The organism is Pyramidobacter piscolens W5455 (assembly GCF_000177335.1).
In the GTDB taxonomy this organism is placed as follows: Bacteria; Synergistota; Synergistia; order Synergistales; family Dethiosulfovibrionaceae; genus Pyramidobacter; species Pyramidobacter piscolens.
Map to the genome: position 1 here is coordinate 1 of NZ_ADFP01000126.1, position 19,110 is coordinate 19,110.

The 19,110-nt window shown below is 57.2% G+C and carries 15 protein-coding genes and 1 pseudogene; all 16 read left to right on the forward strand.

The features are described 5' to 3' along the window. A pseudogene (locus HMPREF7215_RS10930) lies at positions 1-229 on the forward strand (serine hydroxymethyltransferase); the annotation flags it as partial. Between the two features lie 107 nt (positions 230-336). Further along, complete coding sequence (locus HMPREF7215_RS10935) at positions 337-1,647, forward strand: YgeY family selenium metabolism-linked hydrolase (RefSeq protein WP_009165959.1); 1,311 nt, start codon at positions 337-339, stop codon at positions 1,645-1,647. Positions 1,648-1,764: 117 nt separating this feature from the next. Continuing rightward, entirely contained in the window at positions 1,765-3,183 is a 1,419-nt protein-coding gene (locus HMPREF7215_RS10940; RefSeq protein ID WP_009165960.1) for a YfcC family protein, read from the forward strand. Further along, positions 3,184-4,380, forward strand: a complete 1,197-nt coding sequence (locus tag HMPREF7215_RS10945) for a YgeY family selenium metabolism-linked hydrolase (protein ID WP_009165961.1) — start codon at positions 3,184-3,186, stop codon at positions 4,378-4,380. A gap of 153 nt (positions 4,381-4,533) precedes the next feature. Next, positions 4,534-5,619, forward strand: a complete 1,086-nt coding sequence (locus tag HMPREF7215_RS10950) for a TRAP transporter substrate-binding protein (protein WP_009165963.1) — start codon at positions 4,534-4,536, stop codon at positions 5,617-5,619. An 81-nt stretch (positions 5,620-5,700) separates the two neighbouring features. After that, entirely contained in the window at positions 5,701-6,216 is a 516-nt protein-coding gene (locus tag HMPREF7215_RS10955) for a TRAP transporter small permease (protein ID WP_009165964.1), read from the forward strand. Further along, positions 6,216-7,550, forward strand: coding sequence for a TRAP transporter large permease (locus tag HMPREF7215_RS10960; protein WP_009165965.1), 1,335 nt, complete (start codon positions 6,216-6,218; stop codon positions 7,548-7,550). Before HMPREF7215_RS10955 ends, HMPREF7215_RS10960 begins: the two co-directional genes overlap by 1 nt. A gap of 68 nt (positions 7,551-7,618) precedes the next feature. After that, on the forward strand, positions 7,619-9,208 hold the full coding sequence (locus HMPREF7215_RS10965) for an N-acyl-D-amino-acid deacylase family protein (RefSeq protein WP_009165966.1): 1,590 nt from the start codon (positions 7,619-7,621) through the stop codon (positions 9,206-9,208). Positions 9,209-9,304: 96 nt separating this feature from the next. Next, positions 9,305-10,657 carry an alanine/glycine:cation symporter family protein gene (locus HMPREF7215_RS10970; RefSeq protein WP_009165967.1) on the forward strand — a complete coding sequence of 451 codons (1,353 nt, stop codon included), beginning with the start codon at positions 9,305-9,307 and terminating at the stop codon, positions 10,655-10,657. A gap of 65 nt (positions 10,658-10,722) precedes the next feature. Further along, entirely contained in the window at positions 10,723-11,904 is a 1,182-nt protein-coding gene (locus HMPREF7215_RS10975; RefSeq protein WP_009165968.1) for a YgeY family selenium metabolism-linked hydrolase, read from the forward strand. Between the two features lie 9 nt (positions 11,905-11,913). Next, entirely contained in the window at positions 11,914-13,143 is a 1,230-nt protein-coding gene (gene thrC / locus HMPREF7215_RS10980; protein ID WP_009165969.1) for a threonine synthase, read from the forward strand. Positions 13,144-13,230: 87 nt separating this feature from the next. Then, entirely contained in the window at positions 13,231-14,706 is a 1,476-nt protein-coding gene (locus tag HMPREF7215_RS10985; protein ID WP_009165970.1) for a pyridoxal-phosphate dependent enzyme, read from the forward strand. A gap of 281 nt (positions 14,707-14,987) precedes the next feature. Further along, entirely contained in the window at positions 14,988-15,653 is a 666-nt protein-coding gene (locus tag HMPREF7215_RS10990) for a GntR family transcriptional regulator (protein ID WP_009165972.1), read from the forward strand. Between the two features lie 106 nt (positions 15,654-15,759). Beyond that, positions 15,760-17,436 carry a formate--tetrahydrofolate ligase gene (locus tag HMPREF7215_RS10995; protein WP_009165973.1) on the forward strand — a complete coding sequence of 559 codons (1,677 nt, stop codon included), beginning with the start codon at positions 15,760-15,762 and terminating at the stop codon, positions 17,434-17,436. Positions 17,437-17,608: 172 nt separating this feature from the next. Further along, complete coding sequence (locus tag HMPREF7215_RS11000) at positions 17,609-18,241, forward strand: cyclodeaminase/cyclohydrolase family protein (RefSeq protein ID WP_009165974.1); 633 nt, start codon at positions 17,609-17,611, stop codon at positions 18,239-18,241. A 234-nt stretch (positions 18,242-18,475) separates the two neighbouring features. Next, a partial coding sequence (locus HMPREF7215_RS11005; protein WP_040551161.1) for a bifunctional 5,10-methylenetetrahydrofolate dehydrogenase/5,10-methenyltetrahydrofolate cyclohydrolase occupies positions 18,476-19,110 on the forward strand: 635 nt, incomplete at its 3' end.

The window sequence follows — 19,110 nt, forward strand, 5'->3', positions numbered from 1 at the left end:
CCGCAACACCATCCCGTTTGAGACCCTCAGCCCGATGGTCACCAGCGGCGTGCGCATCGGCACGGCGGCGGCGACCACGCGCGGCTTCGGGCACGAGGAGATGGACAAGATCGCCGGCTGGATCGACCGCGTCGTCACCCACATCGACGACGAAGCGGAGATCGGGAAAGTCCGCGCCGAGATCACCGAGCTCTGCGCGGCCAAGCCGCTTTATCCCGGGCTGTACTAAAACACCGTCCTCAATAAAAGCAAATCGTAAGCACGGTTTATAGTACAGTCTCTTTAATAGACTCCGCAATTTTATGGACAAACGCATGGTTTATAAAGGTAGAAATTATGAATACAGAAAAAATCAAGGAAGCTGCCGCAAAATATGAAAAAGACATGACGGCATTTCTTAGAAGAATAGTGAAACATCCAGGGGAAAGTTCAGAAGAAAAGCCCCACGCAACAGTCATAGCAGAAGAAATGAGGAAACTGTCTTTTGACAGAGTTGAAACAGATCCCATGGGCAATGTCCTAGGTTATATGGGAACAGGGAATAGACTTATCGCCTTTGACGCACACATCGATACCGTCGGCATAGGTAATATAACAAACTGGGATTTTAACCCGTACGACGGATACGAAAACGAGACAGAAATCGGTGGAAGAGGCGTATCGGATCAATTAGGAGGGATTGTAAGCGCGGTTTACGGAGCCAAAATCATGAAAGAGCTGGGAATTCTGAACAACGACTTCTCCGTTTTAGTAACAGGCTCCGTTCAGGAAGAGGACTGCGATGGGCTTTGCTGGGAATACATTATCAAAGAAGACGGCATAAAGCCTGAGTTTGTAGTGTCTACCGAACCCACAGACGGAGGTATATACAGAGGCCAGCGCGGACGTATGGAGATACGCGTAGACGTGAAAGGTATTTCATGCCATGGCTCGGCACCTGAAAGAGGCGACAACGCCATATATAAGATGGCAGATATTTTACAAGATATCAGAGCGCTTAACGAAAATGGGTTCTCTGCCGGAGATAAGATCAAGGGTCTCGCGAAAATGCTCGACAGCAGGTACAACGCGGATTATGCCGAAGCAAGCTTTTTAGGGAAGGGAACGATTACCGTATCGGAAATTTTTTTCACCTCTCCAAGCCGATGCGCCGTAGCTGACTCCTGCTCCATATCGCTGGACAGGCGCATGACTGCCGGCGAGACATGGGAAAGCTGTTTGGCCGAGATAAGGACGTTGCCCGCGGTTAAAAAATACGGGGATGACGTAAAGGTCAGCGTGTATCAATATGCTCGAGCTTCGTACACAGGGCTTACATATCCCATAGAGAGCTATTTCCCCACGTGGATACTTCCAAGAGATCATAAGCTTACTCTCGCCATGGAACAAGCGCACAAAGAGCTTTATGGAAACGACAGGACTTCCCCCCAGACTCAGAAAAGCGTACGTGCGGGACGCCCCCTTGTGGATAAATGGACTTTTTCAACAAACGGAGTGTCCATCATGGGAAGAAATCATATTCCCGTTATAGGATTCGGCCCCGGCAGCGAAGCTCAAGCCCACGCTCCCAATGAAATCACCTGGAAACAGGATCTAGTAACATGCGCCGCTTTGTACGCTATGCTACCGCTTACGTATTTCAAATAAGAGAACGGAGACAAAACTGATATGTACCCAGAATCCTGGACACATTGATTACTGCTCGGACGAGCGAGATATGGATGCTATCCTGTATTGGGCCTAAGACGAAGAGGGAGGAAAAATATGTATAAAGAAAATATTGGTGGGAAGAAAAAATTTACCATGCCTCATATCTTTATTATCCTTTATGCCATCATACTGCTTGTAGGACTTCTGAGCTACGTACTGCCTGCGGGGGTATATGACAGAGTCGCAGACGCGACCACGGGAAGAATGATTATTAACCCCACATCCTATCATGTGGTCAAATCGAACCCTACGGGCGTTATGGATCTGCTTGAAGCGTTTCCTAACGGTTTCGTTGACGCGGGATATGTGGTTGTTCTTACATTCTGCGTATGCGGCGGATTCTACGTTGTCAACCAGAGCGGAGCCATAGGAGGCGCCATATCATGGTTGACCAAAAAGATGAAAAATCGCGGCATATGGATAATTCCAATACTCATGATCACTTTCGCTGCCATAGACTGTTTTATTGGTATGTGCGAGTTATGCATGGTCTATGTGCCGATCATACTTCCGCTCATGCTGGCGCTGGGATTTGACTCCATGACGGCGTGCGCTACCGCGCTTTGCGGTTCCGCTATCGGATTCACGTCAGCTATAGCAAATCCGTTCACAACCATCATCGGTCAAAAAATCGCAGGTCTCCCGTTGCTGTCGGGTTGGCAACTCAGACTTATCTCTCTTATAGTCGTCGGGCTTGCGGGCATAGTTTACGTAATGTCATACGCAGCCAAGGTAAAAAAAGATCCCACGTCTTCCATCATGTATGAAGAAGACCTCGTTCTCAGAAAAGAACTTGAAACGGCATCAAATCAGGAAAAAAAGATGACAGGCAGGCAAAAACTCGCCGGTATCGCCGCTCTTGTCATGTTCGTCATCATGGTATACGGAGTGTTTCAATGGGGCTGGGATACGCCTGAAATCGGCGGCATATTCATGGGAATGGCCATGGTATCGGGCCTTATTTCAGGCATGAACCCCAACGAGATCTGCTCTACGTTCCTGAACGGATGTCAGCAGGTCCTTTTGGGAGCCTTGATCGTCGGACTTTCCAGAGGCGTATCTGTGGTTATGAGCAGCGCTCAGATTACAGATACCATCATACACAATCTGGCGACTGTGCTTCAAAATCTGCCGGCAAGCGTTACATCCGTGGGTATGCTCATCGTGCAGACCATCATGAACTTCCTTATCCCCTCAGGTTCGGGGCAGACCGTCGTCACCATGCCCATCATGGCCCCTCTTTCGGATCTGGTCGGAGTTACAAGGCAAACGGCTGTTCTCGCTCTTCAGTATGGCGACGGTTTCTCGAACATTTTTTACCCCGTGTCAGGATATTTTATGGCGACTCTGGCTCTCGGGCACGTTCCTTATGGAAAATGGATGAAGAAGATGGCTCCTCTGTTTATCATATGGACGGTGTTAGCCGCCGCATTCATGGTTATCGCTCAGCTTATTAAGTGGGGACCATTCTAAATGAATGACGGGTCCCGGATAAAAAAGATCGTAGACGAGATAGCGCGGGACATTATTGATTTTGCCGTAAAGCTCGTACAAACAAAATCCATGACTTGTTCCGAGGAATCCGTCGCGGAGCTCGTTGCGAGCAAAATGCATAGTCTCGGCTACGATAAAGTAAACGTAGATCCCTATGGCAACGTGATCGGACAGTTAGGAAGTGGGAAGAACATATTATTTTTTGATTCCCACATGGACACCGTCGCGGTAAACGACGGACCAAAATGGAAGTACCCTCCGTTTGGCGGCGAAATCCATGACGGCAAGATCTATGGGCGAGGAGCGGTGGACATGAAGTGTCCATTGGCAGCGTCTGTGTACGGCGGATATATAGCCAAGCAAATAGGAATTCCTGATAACGTCGCCGTCGTGGTATCCGCCTCCTGTATGGAGGAAGACTACGACGGAGAGGCCGTGAGAGAGTATTTTAGTTGGTCGTCTCTCAAACCCAATGCCGTGGTCATTTGTGAACCGACTGACCTAAAGATAGCTACAGGCCATCGGGGAAGAGCTCTTATAGAGATCAACATGCCCGGAAAGGGGTGTCACGCCAGCGCTCCGAGAAACGGCATCAATCCTGTGTACTTGCTGGCTCCCGTAATAAAAAGAGTCGAGCAGCTTTGCACTGATTTGGCGGCACAGAAAAATGCAAGCGGCGAGTGCGGCTCGGTCGCGATATCAAACATATACTGCAATACAGCCTCCAATAATTCCGTTCCCATGGACGCGACAATAATACTTGACCGCAGACTTGTCACAGGCGAAGACAAAAAGTTTATAGAAAAGGAAATGGACAGCCTTGTAGCGGGAACGCCGGCTGCATGGAAGTACAGTGATATTTCAGGCATCAGCTGGACAGGCATGAATTTCATGTTCCACTCGTTTCTTCCGGCATGGGATATAGACGAGAACAGCAGCCTCGTCAAATCCGCCGCGGAAGCGTACAAGTCGATCCGGAAATCAGAACCGGTCCTTTTCCACATGGGCGCCTGTACAAACGGAGTTGCTACGGCCGGTATGCTCGGACTTCCCACAATCGTATTCGGTCCCGGAGACATAAGCATGGCTCACGCGACAGACGAATGCTGCGATATACAGAGCATGCTCGGCGCATGCTGCATGTACGCTCAAATGGCTGTGCAAGGCAAATTCTAGGGGATTATCAATTCTTTGGAAGAAAACTTAGCCGGTTTTTCCAAAGCAGCGCCAGTCAAGAGTCTCTTCAAGAAAAGCAACTCTCAGCGTTATGTTTTAATTTCATTAAATAAAAAGAGGAGTGCGACTACATTATTCTAGGAGGAAATCACTATGGTCAAAACGTGTTTTGTGAGAAAGGCACTCGCCGCAGCAGCTGTCGTTATGATTTTGGGCGCCGGCACGGCTTCCGCCGCTCCGGAGTATAAGTGGCGTTTCGGGCAGACCTCGGTCCGTGCCTCGCAGGGCAAGTCCTACAAACTTTTCTGTGAGTTAATCAAGAAATACAGCAACGGCCGTATCGAAGTCGAGTTTTTCCCCGACAATCAGCTCGGGACTCTCAATGAGATCTTCCACGCCGTGCAGGACGGCGAAATCGAGATGTGCGGTTTCGCTCCTTACGTCAATCTCGTTCCCGGCGGCATGTTCAACTGGATGCCGTGGACCGTCGAATCGTGGGAAGAGTGCAAGATGGCTTTCTCGCGCCCCGACGGATGTCTCTACGTGCCTCTCGAGGAGGCCATGAAGGAAGTCGGCGTTCACATTCTGTTCACCGTTTCGCAGGGCTCCTACGGCATCGGCAACAGCGTGCGCCCGATCAAAACGCCGGCTGATTTCAAGAATCTGAAAATGCGCGTTTCTTCGTCGCTCGGCTGCGTCCGCGGCCTGCAGAACATGGCCGAGGGAACGGGTATGACCGTCGAAACCGTGCCGTGGGGCGATCTTTACAACGCCCTGGCGAAGGGCGTGGTCGACGGCTGCTGGGATATGTGGCCTTCGCTCGTGGAGGAGCGTCACTGCGAGGTCATGAAGTATTACACGTCTCTGGATTGGATGTGGGACGCCAATCAAGTCGTCATCAACGCCGAACTTTGGGCGAAGCTGCCCGACGATCTCAAAGCCGCGATCCGGAAGGCGGCCGACGAAGCCGAAGCCGATCAGTACGCCATCCAAATCGCCGAAGAGGGCAATTTCAAAGAGTTCCTCAAGAAGCAGCCGAACTTCGAAATTTACTATCCGACCGAGGCGGAGCGCGCCGAGTTCCGCAACCGCGCCCGCAATCTCGACAACTGGAACGATCTTTGCAAGCCGTGGCTCGACAAGCACTTCCCCGGTCAGGATATGACCGTGAAGATTCTCGACCAGCTCCGAATCAACCGCGAAAAAGTATTAGCCGACAAGGCCGCAGCTGCAAAGTAACACTCAGTCTCACAAGGGGGCGGCCCGAAAGCCGTCCCCTTTTTTGAAGCAAGATCTCTGTGACAGAAAAGGCGGTGCATTATGAAAAAACTCTTTTCTTTCCTGCAGAAAACCGAATTCTTTCTCGGCTCTCTCGGGCTCCTGCTGGCCATAATCCTCACGTTCTGTCAGGTGGTAAACCGCTACTGGCTCCATTTCGAAATCATGTGGATCAGCGACGCGGCGCTGTACATCTTTATTTTCACTATTTATGTGGCGATTTCCTACGGAGCCGCCGTGAAGACGCACATCGCCGTCGACATCCTTCCCGACGTCTTGTGCAAGGACAGCCGGGCGAAACGCGCTCTGTTCGACATGGCGAAGAGCGCCGTCACCGTCGCGATGATCCTGGCCATGTGGAGCCCCACGCTGCGCGTCGTCAAACGCGCCTGGAAGCATCCCGAGTTCGCTACGCTGGTGCGCTGGTTCAACACGAGCTGGCTCGTGTACGCCATGGGCGTCATGATCGTGTTGAGCGTTCTTCATTACGGCTGGCATGTCTGCGAGGATATTTTCGAGTTGCAAAAACTCCGTTGGGAAAAAGAGGTGAAGGAGTAATGTTCGATCTCGGCACTTCCACAACTCTCGTTACGTTCCTCGTCGGTATCGTCGCGGGGCTGCCCATCGGCTGGGTTTTCATCGGCGCGACCGCCCTCGGCGTCATTCTCGGCGGCGGCACGATGACCTTCATCGCCAACTCCTTTTTCCATTCGCTCGACTCCTCGACGGTCATGGCCATTGCCTTTTTCGTTTTTTCCGGCGCTCTCATCGGCGAGGCCGGGCTGGCGGACCGCATCGTCAATTTTTCTTACGCGCTGGTCGGGCGCCTCAAGGGCGGCCTGACGGCCGTCGGCATCGTCGCCACGCTGTTCATGGGGGCGCTTACGGGGTCTTCGGTTCCCTGTATCGCTGCGCTGATTCCCCTGCTTGTCCCCAAACTGGAAAAATTCGGTTACAGCCGCGTCTACACGACGGCGCTGCTCTGCTCGTCCAGCTACCTGGGATATCTGATTCCGCCCAGCGTGCCGGCCATGATCTACTGTCTGCTGGCCGGACAATCGGTCGGCGCGCTGTTCCTTTCCACCGTCTTTCCCGGTCTGCTGCTGGCTCTCGGCTACTGCATCCTCAATTACCTCTACGTCGACAAATACACATCCTCCAGCGTTGAAGTCCCGGAACTGCCCAAGACTTTTATCGCTTCCGTCAAACAGGTGTGCCGCACCGGCTGGGTAGCCCTGCCGGCGCTGGGCTGTCCGGCGCTGATTTTGATCGGCATTTACGGCGGCATCTTTACGCCCAACGAGGCCGGCGGCATCGCGGCCATTTACTGTCTGCTGGTCGGCTGGTTCGCTTACCGCGAACTGACCTGGAAGCGCCTGAAAAAAGCCTTGTCCAGCACGGTCGGAACGTTCGGCATGACCACGCTGCTGTTGGCTGGCGGCACGGTTCTGACCCGTTACCTGACCCGGCAGGGCGTGGCTCAGCAGGTGGCGTCGGCCATGCTTTCGATGTTTTCGAGCAAGTACATGATTTTGCTCATGCTCAACGTATTCCTGCTCTTCCTCGGCATGTTCCTCGACGGTATTCCCATTCTCATTCTGGTCGTGCCGCTGGTGCTGCCCCTGATGACGGAACTGGGAGTCAACCTGGTCCACCTCGGCGCGATCATGGTGGTCAACGTCGGCATCGGTGTGATGACGCCGCCGTTCGCCATGTCGATCTTCGTCGGGTCGCGTCTGTCGGAAATCTCCGCGGCCGACCTGACGAAAGCGATGCTGCCTTTCCTGTTCTACGTTTCCATCCCCGTCCTGCTGCTGACAACGTATTTCCCTTTCCTGTCGTGCTGGCTGCCCGAGCTGCTTCTGGGCGCGAACGTCGTCGGCGCGTGGTAAACGGACGGCGGAAGCTTTAACTCACGTTCGAGAGAGTCTTGATTTAAATTTTTTGAGGAGGGAAGGCAATGACGTACGATCTGTTGCTCAAAAACGGCATGTGCTATGCCGGCGACGGCAAGGAAGGCTTTCGCGCCGACGTGGCAGTCAAAGACGGCAAAATTGCCGCCGTCGGCAGCGTTCAGGCCGAGGCACGCCGCACGATCGACGCCGCGGGGCTGGCGGTGGCTCCCGGTTTTATCGACACGCACAGTCACTCCGACCTGGTGGCTCTGGTCGAACCCGAAATCGCCAATAAAACGACTCAGGGCGTCACGACGGACATCATCGGTCAGGACGGGATGTCGCTGGCTCCCGTCGTGCCGGAATTTCTGTCTTCATGGGAAAAGACGATGGCCGGGCTGGAGGGACAGTACCCGGTCGACTGGAAATGGCGCTCCGCCGAAGACTATCTGAAACGCCTCGACGCGATGCCGCTGGGGCCCAATCTCGCCTACCTGGCGCCGACGGGCAATATCCGCATGTGCGTAATGGGTCTTGAGAACCGCCCCGCCACGGCCAGCGAGATCGACATGATGAAGGATCTGCTGGAAAAATGCATCGGCGCGGGCGCGGTCGGCCTCTCCACAGGGCTCATCTACCCTCCCAGCAACTATATGACGGAAGATGAGATCGCCGCGGTCACCAGCGTCTTGACCAAATACAATTTGCCGTTCGTCATTCACCAGCGCAGCGAAGCCGACGACATCCTCAACTCGATGGACGAAGTGTTCCGCATCAGCCGCAAGTCGGGCTGCCCCATTCATTTCTCGCATTTCAAAGTCTGCGGCATGAAGAATGCCCATCTCTTCGACGCCGTCATGAAAAAGCTCGACGAAGGGGAAAAAGATATCCAGCTTTCGTTCGACCAGTACCCTTACGCCGCCGGCAGCACCACGTTCAGCGTCATTCTGCCGCCGTGGGCCCACGACGGAGGCGCGGAAAAATGTCTTGCTCGTCTCGCCGACAAGGACGCCCGCGCGCGCATGAAGGCCGACATCGCCAAGGGGATCCCCGGCTGGGACAATTTCGTCGATTTCGCCGGCATGGAAAACATTTTCGTGACGTTCGTGAAGACGCCGAAGAACGCCGACCTGGTCGGCAAGAATATGATCGAGATCGGCCAGATCCGCGGCAAAGATCCCTTCGACGCCTCGTTCGATTTGCTGCTCGAAGAGGAACTGGCGGTCGGCCTGGTGGACTTTTACGGACTGGAAGAGCACGTCGAGGCCATCATCGCGCATCGTCTCCAAAATCCTTGCACCGACGGCATTCTCGGCGCCCGTCCGCATCCGCGCGTATACGGTTCGTTCTCGCGCATTCTCGGTCGTTACGTGCGCGAGCGCAAACTGATGACGCTGCCCGAAGCGATCCGCAAGATGACCTCCCGTCCCGCCTCCATCTTCAAGCTGAAAGAGCGCGGTTTACTCAGGGAAGGCTATGCCGCCGACATCGCCATTTTCGATCCCGAGACGGTGGCCGACAAAGCGACTTATACCGATCCCATGCAGTACTCCGCCGGAATTCCATACGTCGTCGTCAGCGGCCGGCTGGTTGTCGACGGCAATCAAGTCGTCAAGGGGAAAGCGGGCAAAGTGCTGCGATTCGATAAGGAGTGATTTTTTTCAGGCGATAGCGACGGAGCGTTCCATTCGCGCGTAACAAGTCCGGCGTCTTTCGTATTTCATCACAAGCCAAGAAGGAGGCAAGCGATCATGTCGAAATTTTTAAACTGGCTGGCCGGCGAGCTTTGGGGCTGGCCCATGATGATTCTCATTTTCCTGTGCGGTCTGATTTTCGGTTTGGGGACGGGCTTCTTTCAAATCCGCAAGCTTCCTTACGTCCTCAAAGAAACGCTCGGCAAGTGCTTCAGAAAGGACGCGCTCGAAGGCGAAGGCACGATCACGCCGCTGCAGGCCGTTTCTTCGGCTCTCGCCGGATGTATCGGCAACGGCAATATCGCCGGAGTGGCGACCGCGATCGCGACCGGCGGTCCGGGAGCCGTTTTCTGGATGTGGATCATGGGCCTTTTCGGCATGATGACGAAATTCGTCGAGGTCGTTCTGGCCGTTCATTTCCGCGAGCAAACGGAGAGCGGCGCCTTTTACGGCGGCCCGATGTACTACATCGAAAAGGGCATGGGTAAAAGATGGAAGCCGCTCGCCATGTTCTACGGCGTGATGATGATCGTCGGGGCCCTCGGCACCGCCGTATGGGTCCAGCCTCACACGATGGCTTCGGCCCTCAAGAGCACTTTCGGTATCCCGCCCCTGGCCACCGTCGTCTGCGCCGTCATTCTTACCGCGCTCGTATGCTTCGGCGGTTTCAAACGCATCGGGCGTTTCGCCGAAAGTATCATGCCTTACTTTGTCGTCGTCTATACCGTATTTTCGCTCGGGGTTATTTTTACGAACATCGCGCGACTGCCCGAAGTGGTCGGCATGATCTTCAAGTACGCTTTCAACCCCCATGCCGCCGTCGGCGGTTTTGCCGGAGGCACGATGATCCTCGCCGTCCGGTACGGCGCGGCGCGAGGTGTTTTCTCCAACGAAGCCGGACTGGGAACGGCTTCGATGGTTCACGCCACGTCGATCACCAGGCACCCCTGCCAGCAGGGTCTGTACGGCATCGTCGAAGTTTTCGTCGATACGATCGTGATGTGTTCGATGACCGCGTTCGTTATCCTGCTTTCGGCTCCCGACGTGTGGAGCGGCGGTTTGAACGGCATCGCCCTTACCATCTCCGCATTCGATACGCTGTACGGAAAATTCGGCGCGTGGATCGTCTCCATATCCGTCATGCTCGCAGCTCTCACGACGATGATCGGCTACTACTTCGAATACAAGACGTCCGTCGTTTATGTCTTCGGCGAAAAAAATATGGGTATCTTCAACGTTTTCTGGCTGATCCCGCCGTTCGTCGCCGTGACGCAGGACGTCGATCTGGTCTGGACGATCGTCGACATTTCAACCGGCATCGAAGGAATCCCCAACATGATCGCCATGCTTGCGCTCGCGCCTATATTTTTCAAGGTTTACAAGCAATGGACTAAGGACAACAACTTATAGCCAGACTCAATAATTACGCAGAAAAACCGAAACCATTCATTAAACGTTCAAGGAGGCTTTTCCCGATGAGTGAAAAATGGCAGGACGAATTGGTCGAACTGGTTCGCGGCATGATTCGCTGTCCCAGTCTTTCCGGGCACGAGGACAAAATCGCCGATTTTGTCGAAAACGCGATGAAGCGCTTCGGCTTCGACTCCACCGAACGCGACCGTTACGGCAACGTTTCGGGGCGCATGGTGTTCGGCAAAGGCGGCAAAAAGCTGCTCTTCGAAGGCCACATGGATCACGTCGACATCGCCGACCGCTCCAAATGGACTCACGATCCTTTCGCGGCCGAGATCGTCGGCGGGCGCATGTACGGCCGCGGCACGAGCGACATGAAGGGCAATCTGGGCGCCGCAATCATGGCGGCCAGACTGCTCAAAGAAAATCATGCCGAACTTAACGGAGAACTGATCGTCTGCGGCGGCGTGCACGAAGAATGCTTCGAGGGCGTCGCTTCCGAGGAACTGGGGATCCGCTGGAAGCCCGACTGCGTGATCATCGGCGAAGCTTCGTCGCTGAATCTGAAGCGCGGCCAGCGCGGCCGCGCCGAAGTAGTACTGGAGACTCTGGGGAAATCCGCCCACTCGTCCAATCCCGAGGTCGGCCTTAACGCCGTAAAGACGATGGCGCCGCTTCTGACCGCCATCGAGCGCGATTTCAAGCCTAAAGAGCAGCCTGTGCTCGGCAAAGGCATTCTCGAACTGACCGACATCATTTCCTCCCCTTATCCCGGCGCCAGCGTCGTGCCCGAAAAGTGCCGCGTCACGTACGACCGGCGTCTGCTCGTGGGAGAAACCGACGCCGAGGTGCTGAAGCAGATTCAGGACATCGTCGACGCGCAGAAGAAGCTCGATCCCCGTCTGGACGCCAGAGTTTATCTGGCTACCGGCACGGAAAAGTGCTACACCGGCGAGACGATCTCCGCGACGCGCTACGCGCCCGGTTGGCTGTTCCCCGAAGACAACTGGTTCGTCGCGGCGGCGATGGAAGGGCTGAGGAACGCCGGATTGAATCCGGAATTCTCCCATTACGCTTTCTGCACCAACGGCAGCTATTACGCCGGCAAGGCGGGGATCCCCACCGTCGGCTTCGGCGGCTCGCTCGAATCGCTGGCCCACGTGGTCGACGAATACATCGAGATCGACCAGCTCTGCAAGGCCTGCGAAGGCTATCAGGGCATCGTCCGCGCCGTTCTTCGCTAGAGGCACGTCATGGCTTTCTACACGCTCAAATGCGCCCTCTGCGGGCGCGAATTCCCCGCCGAAAGCACGTTGAAAACGTGTCCCGACTGCGGGATCCACGGCACTATGCACGTGCTGTACGACTACGACGAAGTGAAAAAACAGATCGACCGCACCTCTCTGGCGGCGGATCCGCGTTTCAGTCTTTGGCGCTACGAAGCCCTGCTTCCGATGCGGAAAAATTCGCGCCGCCCCACGCTTCAGGTCGGCTGGACGCCGCTCTACGATATGCCCCAGATCGCGTCCGAATACGACGTCGGGCAGCTTCTGATCAAGGACGACGGACGCAATCCCACGGCTTCGCTCAAAGACCGCGCCAGCGCCGTCGCCGTAACGCTCGCCGCGGAGCGAAACCGCGACGTTCTCGCCTGCGCGTCGACGGGCAACGCCGCCAGTTCGCTCGCGGGTTTCGCCGCCAACATGGGATTGAAAAGCGTGATCTTCGTTCCGGAAACGGCGCCAGTCGCCAAAGTGACGCAGCTGCTCGTGTTCGGCGCGCGGGTGTTCCTCGTCAAGGGAGATTACGCCGCAGCGGTGCGGCTGGCGATCGAGGCCATCGAACATTACGGCTGGTACGACCGCAACTGCGCGATCAACCCGTTCCTCGTCGAAGGCAAAAAGACCTGCGCGATGGAGATCGCGGAACAGTGCGACTGGGACGTCCCCGACAAAGTTTTCGTCTCCGTCGGCGACGGCTGCATCGTCAGTTCGACGTACAAGGGTTTTTACGATCTGTACAAGATCGGCGTCATCGACCGTATTCCTCAGATCATCGGCGTTCAGGCGGAGGGCGCCTGCCCGATCCACAGGGCGATTCAGGAGGGCGCCGATAAAATCGTATTCGGCCCCTCGCACACGATTGCCGACAGCATCGACGTGGGCGCGCCGCACAACTGGGCGAAAGCGCTTCACGCGATCCGCGCTTCTCATGGGGATACGACCGCCGTCAGCGACGCCGAGATCCTTTCCGCCGTCGCCGAACTGCCGCGAAAAAGCGGCGTGTTCGCCGAGCCCGCGGGAGCGACGGCCTACGCCGGTTTCGTCAAATTCGCTCGCGAAGGACGTCTCAAGGCGTCGGACCGCGTCGCCGTGATCATTTCAGGCAATGGCCTCAAAGACGTCGCCTCGGCGCAGAAAGCGGTTCCGCCGGCTGCAAAAGTCGCCCCAAACATGGAGGAACTGATAAAAATTCTCGGCTGACGACGTTTTTGCCCAAACGACTCATCCGCGGCATTTTTATACGCTTCAGCGTTCCCCCCAATTTTATTTATTAAGGAGAGACTCAAAATGTACGACCAAATCAACCTGCTCGTCGACAAGGAAAGACGAAAGAACGGCATCGAGCGCGCCAAATCGCGGCATATCCTCATCCCCACTTTCCGCCAGATGAAAAACCCCGACAAGGAGACGCCGGCGAAAGTCAAGGAAGGACTGAAAGAAACCGGCTTGTGGGACGTCAACCCGCTCAACCTGTTCCGCATCACCTGGAAGAACGAGCCTAAAACTTCCGGCGGGCTCTACGGCGGCGTCAACTTCATCGAGTTCCCCAGTTCGCTGACGGGAGTGAAGGCGCGCATCTTCGCACTCGTCGGCAAGTGGTTCCCCACCGGCGCCCACAAAGTCGGCGCAAGTTTCGGCTGCCTTGTACCCCGTCTTGTCACGGGACAGTTCGATCCCACCCACGATTGGGCCGTCTGGCCTTCGACGGGCAACTATTGCCGCGGCGGTGCGTACAACTCTCAGCTGCTCGGCTGCCGCTCCATCGCCATCCTCCCCGAAGGCATGAGCAAGGAACGCTTCGACTGGCTCCGCACCGTAGCCGGCGAGATCATCGCCACGCCCGGCACGGAGAGCAACGTCAAAGAAATTTACGACAAAGTCCATGAACTGCGCTCGACCCGCGACGACGTGGTGATCTTCAACCAGTTCGAGGAGTTCGGCAATTATCTGTGGCATTACGAAGTTACGGGCGGCGCGCTCGAAGAAGTGGCGAAAGGCTGCATGCGCCCGGGCGACCGCGTCGCCGCAGCCGTTTACACGACCGGCTCCGCCGGGACGATCGCCAGCGGCGACTATCTGAAACAGATCTGGCCCGGCATGAAGATCGTCGCCAGCGAAGCGCTGCAATGCCCCACCTTGCTGCGCAACGGCTGGGGGGCACACCGCATCGAAGGCATCGGCGACAAACACGTGCCCTGGGTACACAACGTGCGCAACACGGACATGGTCACCGCCATCGACGATAACGACTGCATGGCACTGATCCGCCTGTTCAACGAACCTGCCGGTCGCGAATTCCTCCGCCGCGCGGGAGTGCCCGCGGCCCTTACGGAACAGTTGGATCTGCTGGGCATTTCCGGCGTCGCCAATTTGCTGAGCGCGATCAAGGCCGCCAAGTACTACGAAATGGACGAGCACGACGTCGTTTTCACCATTCTTACCGACTCGATGGAAATGTACGGCTCGCGCCTGCAGGAACTCGAAGCGGAATTCGGGGCGTACGGCGCCGTTAACGCCGAAGTCGACTTCGCGAGCCGCCTGCACGGGCAAAAAAGCGATAATGCGCTGGAGCTCACCTATCCCGAACGCCTGCGCGTCCATAACCTGAAGTACTACACATGGATCGAGCAGCAGGGCAAAACCAGCGAAGAACTGCATAGCCAGTGGTATGACGCCGACAATTACTGGGGCGAGATCCGTACCATGGCTCCGAAGATCGACAAACTCATCGAAGAATTCAACGTCGCGACGGGACTGAATTAATCGCTCCGCCCGAAACGGCGGGCCGCGGATGGAAAAGGCCGAAAGCCTCCGCTCCGCGGCCCGCCGTTTTTATTTGAAGAAACGTTTCTCCCAAACATTACGAACTTTTATTTTTTGCCCTGTGATTTTACAAAGGTATTTTGTGTATCTTGTCCGTAAAAATGTTATACTTGTTTCTGTTGCATATCGTATATAAATCCTCTACGAAGCGGCAAAAAGCGCGCCGCGGGATCAGGGCGAGCGGTACAGCACAAAATTCAACGACAGCCAGGGAAAAAACAATGCCTATTCCTCAGAGAAAACAAAAATTCATACGCGAGAGCGCCAAAGAGAAAATCTACAGGACCCTCCAAAGCTGGATCGTCAACGGCACCATGAAGCCCGGGGAACGCATCAGCGATCAGGAAATCGCCGAGTATTTCGACGTCAGCCGCACGCCGGTGCGCGAAGCGCTGCAGCGTTTGTCGGAGCAGGGACTGGTGTATGTCGAGCCGTCGAAGGGGACGCACGTCTCCCCGCTCGACGAAAACAACACGTTCACGATCTACGAAGCGCTGGCGCTGCTTTCAGGCTGCGCGGCGCGGCTCGCCTGCCAGAAGCAGAAAAACGGCGACATACAAAAACTGCGTGAATTGAACGCCGTTTTTCAGAAAGCTATCGAAGCGGGAGAAAATCAGAAACTTGCCACCTTCGACAATCAATTCCACGGATATCTTTTGGAGATGGCTGACAACGCTTACATCTCTGATATAATATACACGTTGACGCTTCACGCCAACCGCTGCGAAAATCTGTATTTTGAGAGAGGCCCCGACAAGATGGCGTCCGTACGCGAGCACAACGCCATCATCGACGCCATCGAAGCGCACGAGCCGGAGGCAAGCGGCCGTTACGCCGAAGAAAACTGGCTCGGCTTTTACCACCGGCGTCTCGCCAAGATACTGTAAGCGCCCCGCGTTTCGGCTTGAAGCTTTACGAGCGGTAAAGAAACATAATTACGGCGTCGCAACGATCAGACGGCCGTAAAATTCATTCAGAAGGGTTGGGGTTCACATGTCCTACACGTCCGATATCGAGATCGCGCAGTCAACGCCCATGCTTCCGATCGAGGAAGTGGCGCGCGGCGCGGGGATCGACGGGAAGTATCTGGAGTTCTACGGCCGCTCCAAGGCCAAGATCGACTACGTCAATCTCCTCAAAGACAGCAAGCGTCCCGACGGCAAGCTCGTGCTGGTCACGGCCATCACGCCCACGCCCGCCGGCGAAGGCAAGACGACGACCACGGTCGGCCTGGCCGACGGCCTGCGCAAGATCGGCAAGAACGTGATGGTGGCGCTGCGCGAGCCTTCGCTCGGGCCCGTCTTCGGCGTCAAGGGCGGCGCGGCCGGCGGCGGCTACGCCCAGGTCGTGCCCATGGAAGACATCAATCTGCACTTCACCGGCGATTTCCACGCCATCGGCGCGGCCAACAACCTGCTGGCCGCCATGCTCGACAACCACATCCAGCAGGGCAATTCTCTCGACATCGACACGCGGCGCATCATCTGGCGGCGCTGCGTCGACATGAACGACCGCCAGCTGCGCAGCATCGTCTGCGGCCTCGGCGGCAAGGCCAACGGCGTGCCGCGCGAGGACGGCTTCGACATCACCGTCGCTTCCGAGGTCATGGCCGTTTTCTGCCTCGCCTCCGGCATCGACGATCTCAAATCCCGTCTGGCGCGCATCATCGTCGCCTACAGCCGCGGCGGCAAGCCCGTCACGGCCGGCGACCTGCACGCCCAGGGTGCCATGGCGGCGCTGCTGGTGGAAGCGCTCAAGCCCAATCTGGTGCAGACGCTGGAGCACACGCCCGCGTTCATCCACGGCGGCCCATTCGCCAACATCGCGCACGGCTGCAATTCCGTCATGGCCACGCGTCTGGCGCTGAAAATGGGCGATTACGCGATCACGGAGGCGGGTTTCGGCGCCGACCTGGGCGCGGAAAAGTTCCTCGACATCAAGTGCCGCTTCGCCGGGCTCAAGCCCTCGGCCGTCGTCGTCGTCGCCACGGTGCGCGCTCTCAAGCATCACGGCGGCGTCGCCAAGGCCGAACTGAACGACGAAAATCTGCCCGCGCTCGAAAAGGGGCTGCCCAACCTGCTGCAGCACGTGGAGAACATCACCAAGGTCTACAAGCTGCCCGCCGTGGTGGCGATCAACCGCTTCCCCACCGACAGCGAGGCCGAACTGAAACTCATCGCCGACAAGTGCCGCGAGCTGGGCGTCAACGTGGCCCTGTCGGAAGTGTGGGGCAAGGGCGGCGACGGCGGCGTGGAGCTGGCCAGGGAAGTGGTGCGTCTCTGCGAGCTGCCCAACGACTTCGCCTACGCTTACGACCTTGACATGACCATCGAGCAGAAGCTCGACGCCATCGTCAAAAAGATTTACCGCGGCGACAGCGTGGTCCTGACGGCCAACGCCCGCAAGCAGATGAAGCAGCTGGAAGACTTGGGCTTCGGCAACCTGCCCATCTGCATGGCCAAGACGCAGTACAGCTTCTCCGACGATCCCACGCTGCTGGGCGCGCCCCGCGGTTTCGAGGTCACCGTGCGCAACCTCAAGGTCAGCGCCGGCGCGGGCTTCATCGTGGCGCTGACGGGCGAGATCATGACCATGCCTGGACTGCCCAAGGTCCCCGCCGCTGAACGCATCGACGTCGATTCCGACGGCAGGATCTCCGGGCTGTTCTAAAAAAATCGGGCGGACTGCGTGAAACAGTCCGCCTTTTTTCAAACGCGTCGTGCCGGCGCGGAAATGTTCCACGTGGAACATCATCGCGCCGCGCCAGTCAAGATCAGCCGTTCACGCATACGTTTTTTTTCAAATTCGAACGGCTGCGCGAAAAAAAAGGAGAACTCGTCCCATGAAGATGACCGAAAAATCCTGCGCGGATTTCGTCGCCGTTCTCGCCACCAAGGCGCCCGTCCCCGGCGGCGGCGGCGCGTCGGCGCTCTGCGGCGCGATCGGAACCGCGCTGGGCAACATGGTGGGCAGCCTCACCGTCGGCAAGAAAAAGTACGCCTCCGTCGAGGAGGAGATCAAAGCCTTGCAGGCAAAGTGCGACGCGCTGCAGGCCGACCTGCTGGCGCTCGTGGAACGGGACGCCGAAGTCTTCGCGCCGCTGGCCGCCGCCTACGGCCTGCCCAAGGACACGGAAGAGCAGCGCGCCGAGAAAGAGCGCGTCATGGAAGCGGCGCTGGGGGCAGCCTGCGGCGTGCCGCTGCGGATCATGGAGAAGTGCTGCGAAGCCATCGGCCTGATGGCCGTCTTCGCCGAAAAGGGCTCGCGCCTGGCCGTCAGCGACGCCGGCGTGGGGGCCGCTCTGTGCCGCGCGGCGCTTGAAGGCGCGGCGCTGAACGTCTTCATCAACACCAAGGCCATGAAAGACCGCGCCAACGCCGCCGCCATCGACGCCCGCGCCGAAAAGATGCTGGCCGACAACCGCGCCCGCGCGAACGAAATCTACGAAACCGTCATGACATCCCTTCGCGCCTAGCGCGCCTGCTTCAAAAACAACGGCAACCACGGAGAAACGGGGGGCAGACAGGCGAGGCGCAAAAAAGCAGAGGACGTTTTTTGAACGACCTTTCAGCGAAGCAGGACATTTGCGAGATCATTTCAATCTTTTCGCAGAGCGTTCCGGAAACCCCGTTGCCCTGTTCGCCGCTCCGCCGCTTCTCCGTGGCCGTTTTTGTTCTCCGATTTCAATCAGGAAAGGCATGTGATTTGTATGGCTCAGATTCTGGACGGCAAGGCCGTGGCCGCCGCCCTCACCGAATGGCTCAAGGAAGACGTGCAGCGCCTCAAGGACCGCGGCGTTTCGCCCTGCCTCGCCATCGTGCGCATGGGCGAACGCGGCGACGACCTGGCTTACGAGCGCGGGGCGACGAAGCGCGCCGCGGCCGTGGGACTGGAAGTGAAACAGTTCGCGCTGCCCGCCGAAGCCCCGCAGGACGAACTGCTGGAAGTCATCGCCCGGATCAACGCCGACGCCTCGATCCACGGCTGCCTGATCTTCATGCCGCTGCCGAAGCACATCGACGAGGCCGCCGTGCGCGCGGCGCTGGCTCCCGAAAAAGACGTGGACGGCATCACCGCCGCGTCGCAGGCCGGCGTCTATTCCGGCAAACCGATCGGCTTTCCGCCCTGCACGCCCTCGGCCTGCATGGAGATCCTCAAGCATTATCGGATCGAGCTGAAAGGCGCGAACGCCGTCGTTTTCGGGCGCAGCCTCGTCGTCGGCCGCCCGCTGGCGATGATGCTGCTGGGGCAGAACGCCACCGTCACCATCTGCCACACCAAGACCCGCGACGCCGCCGCCGTCGCCCGCGGCGCCGACGTGCTGCTGGCCGCCGTCGGTCACGC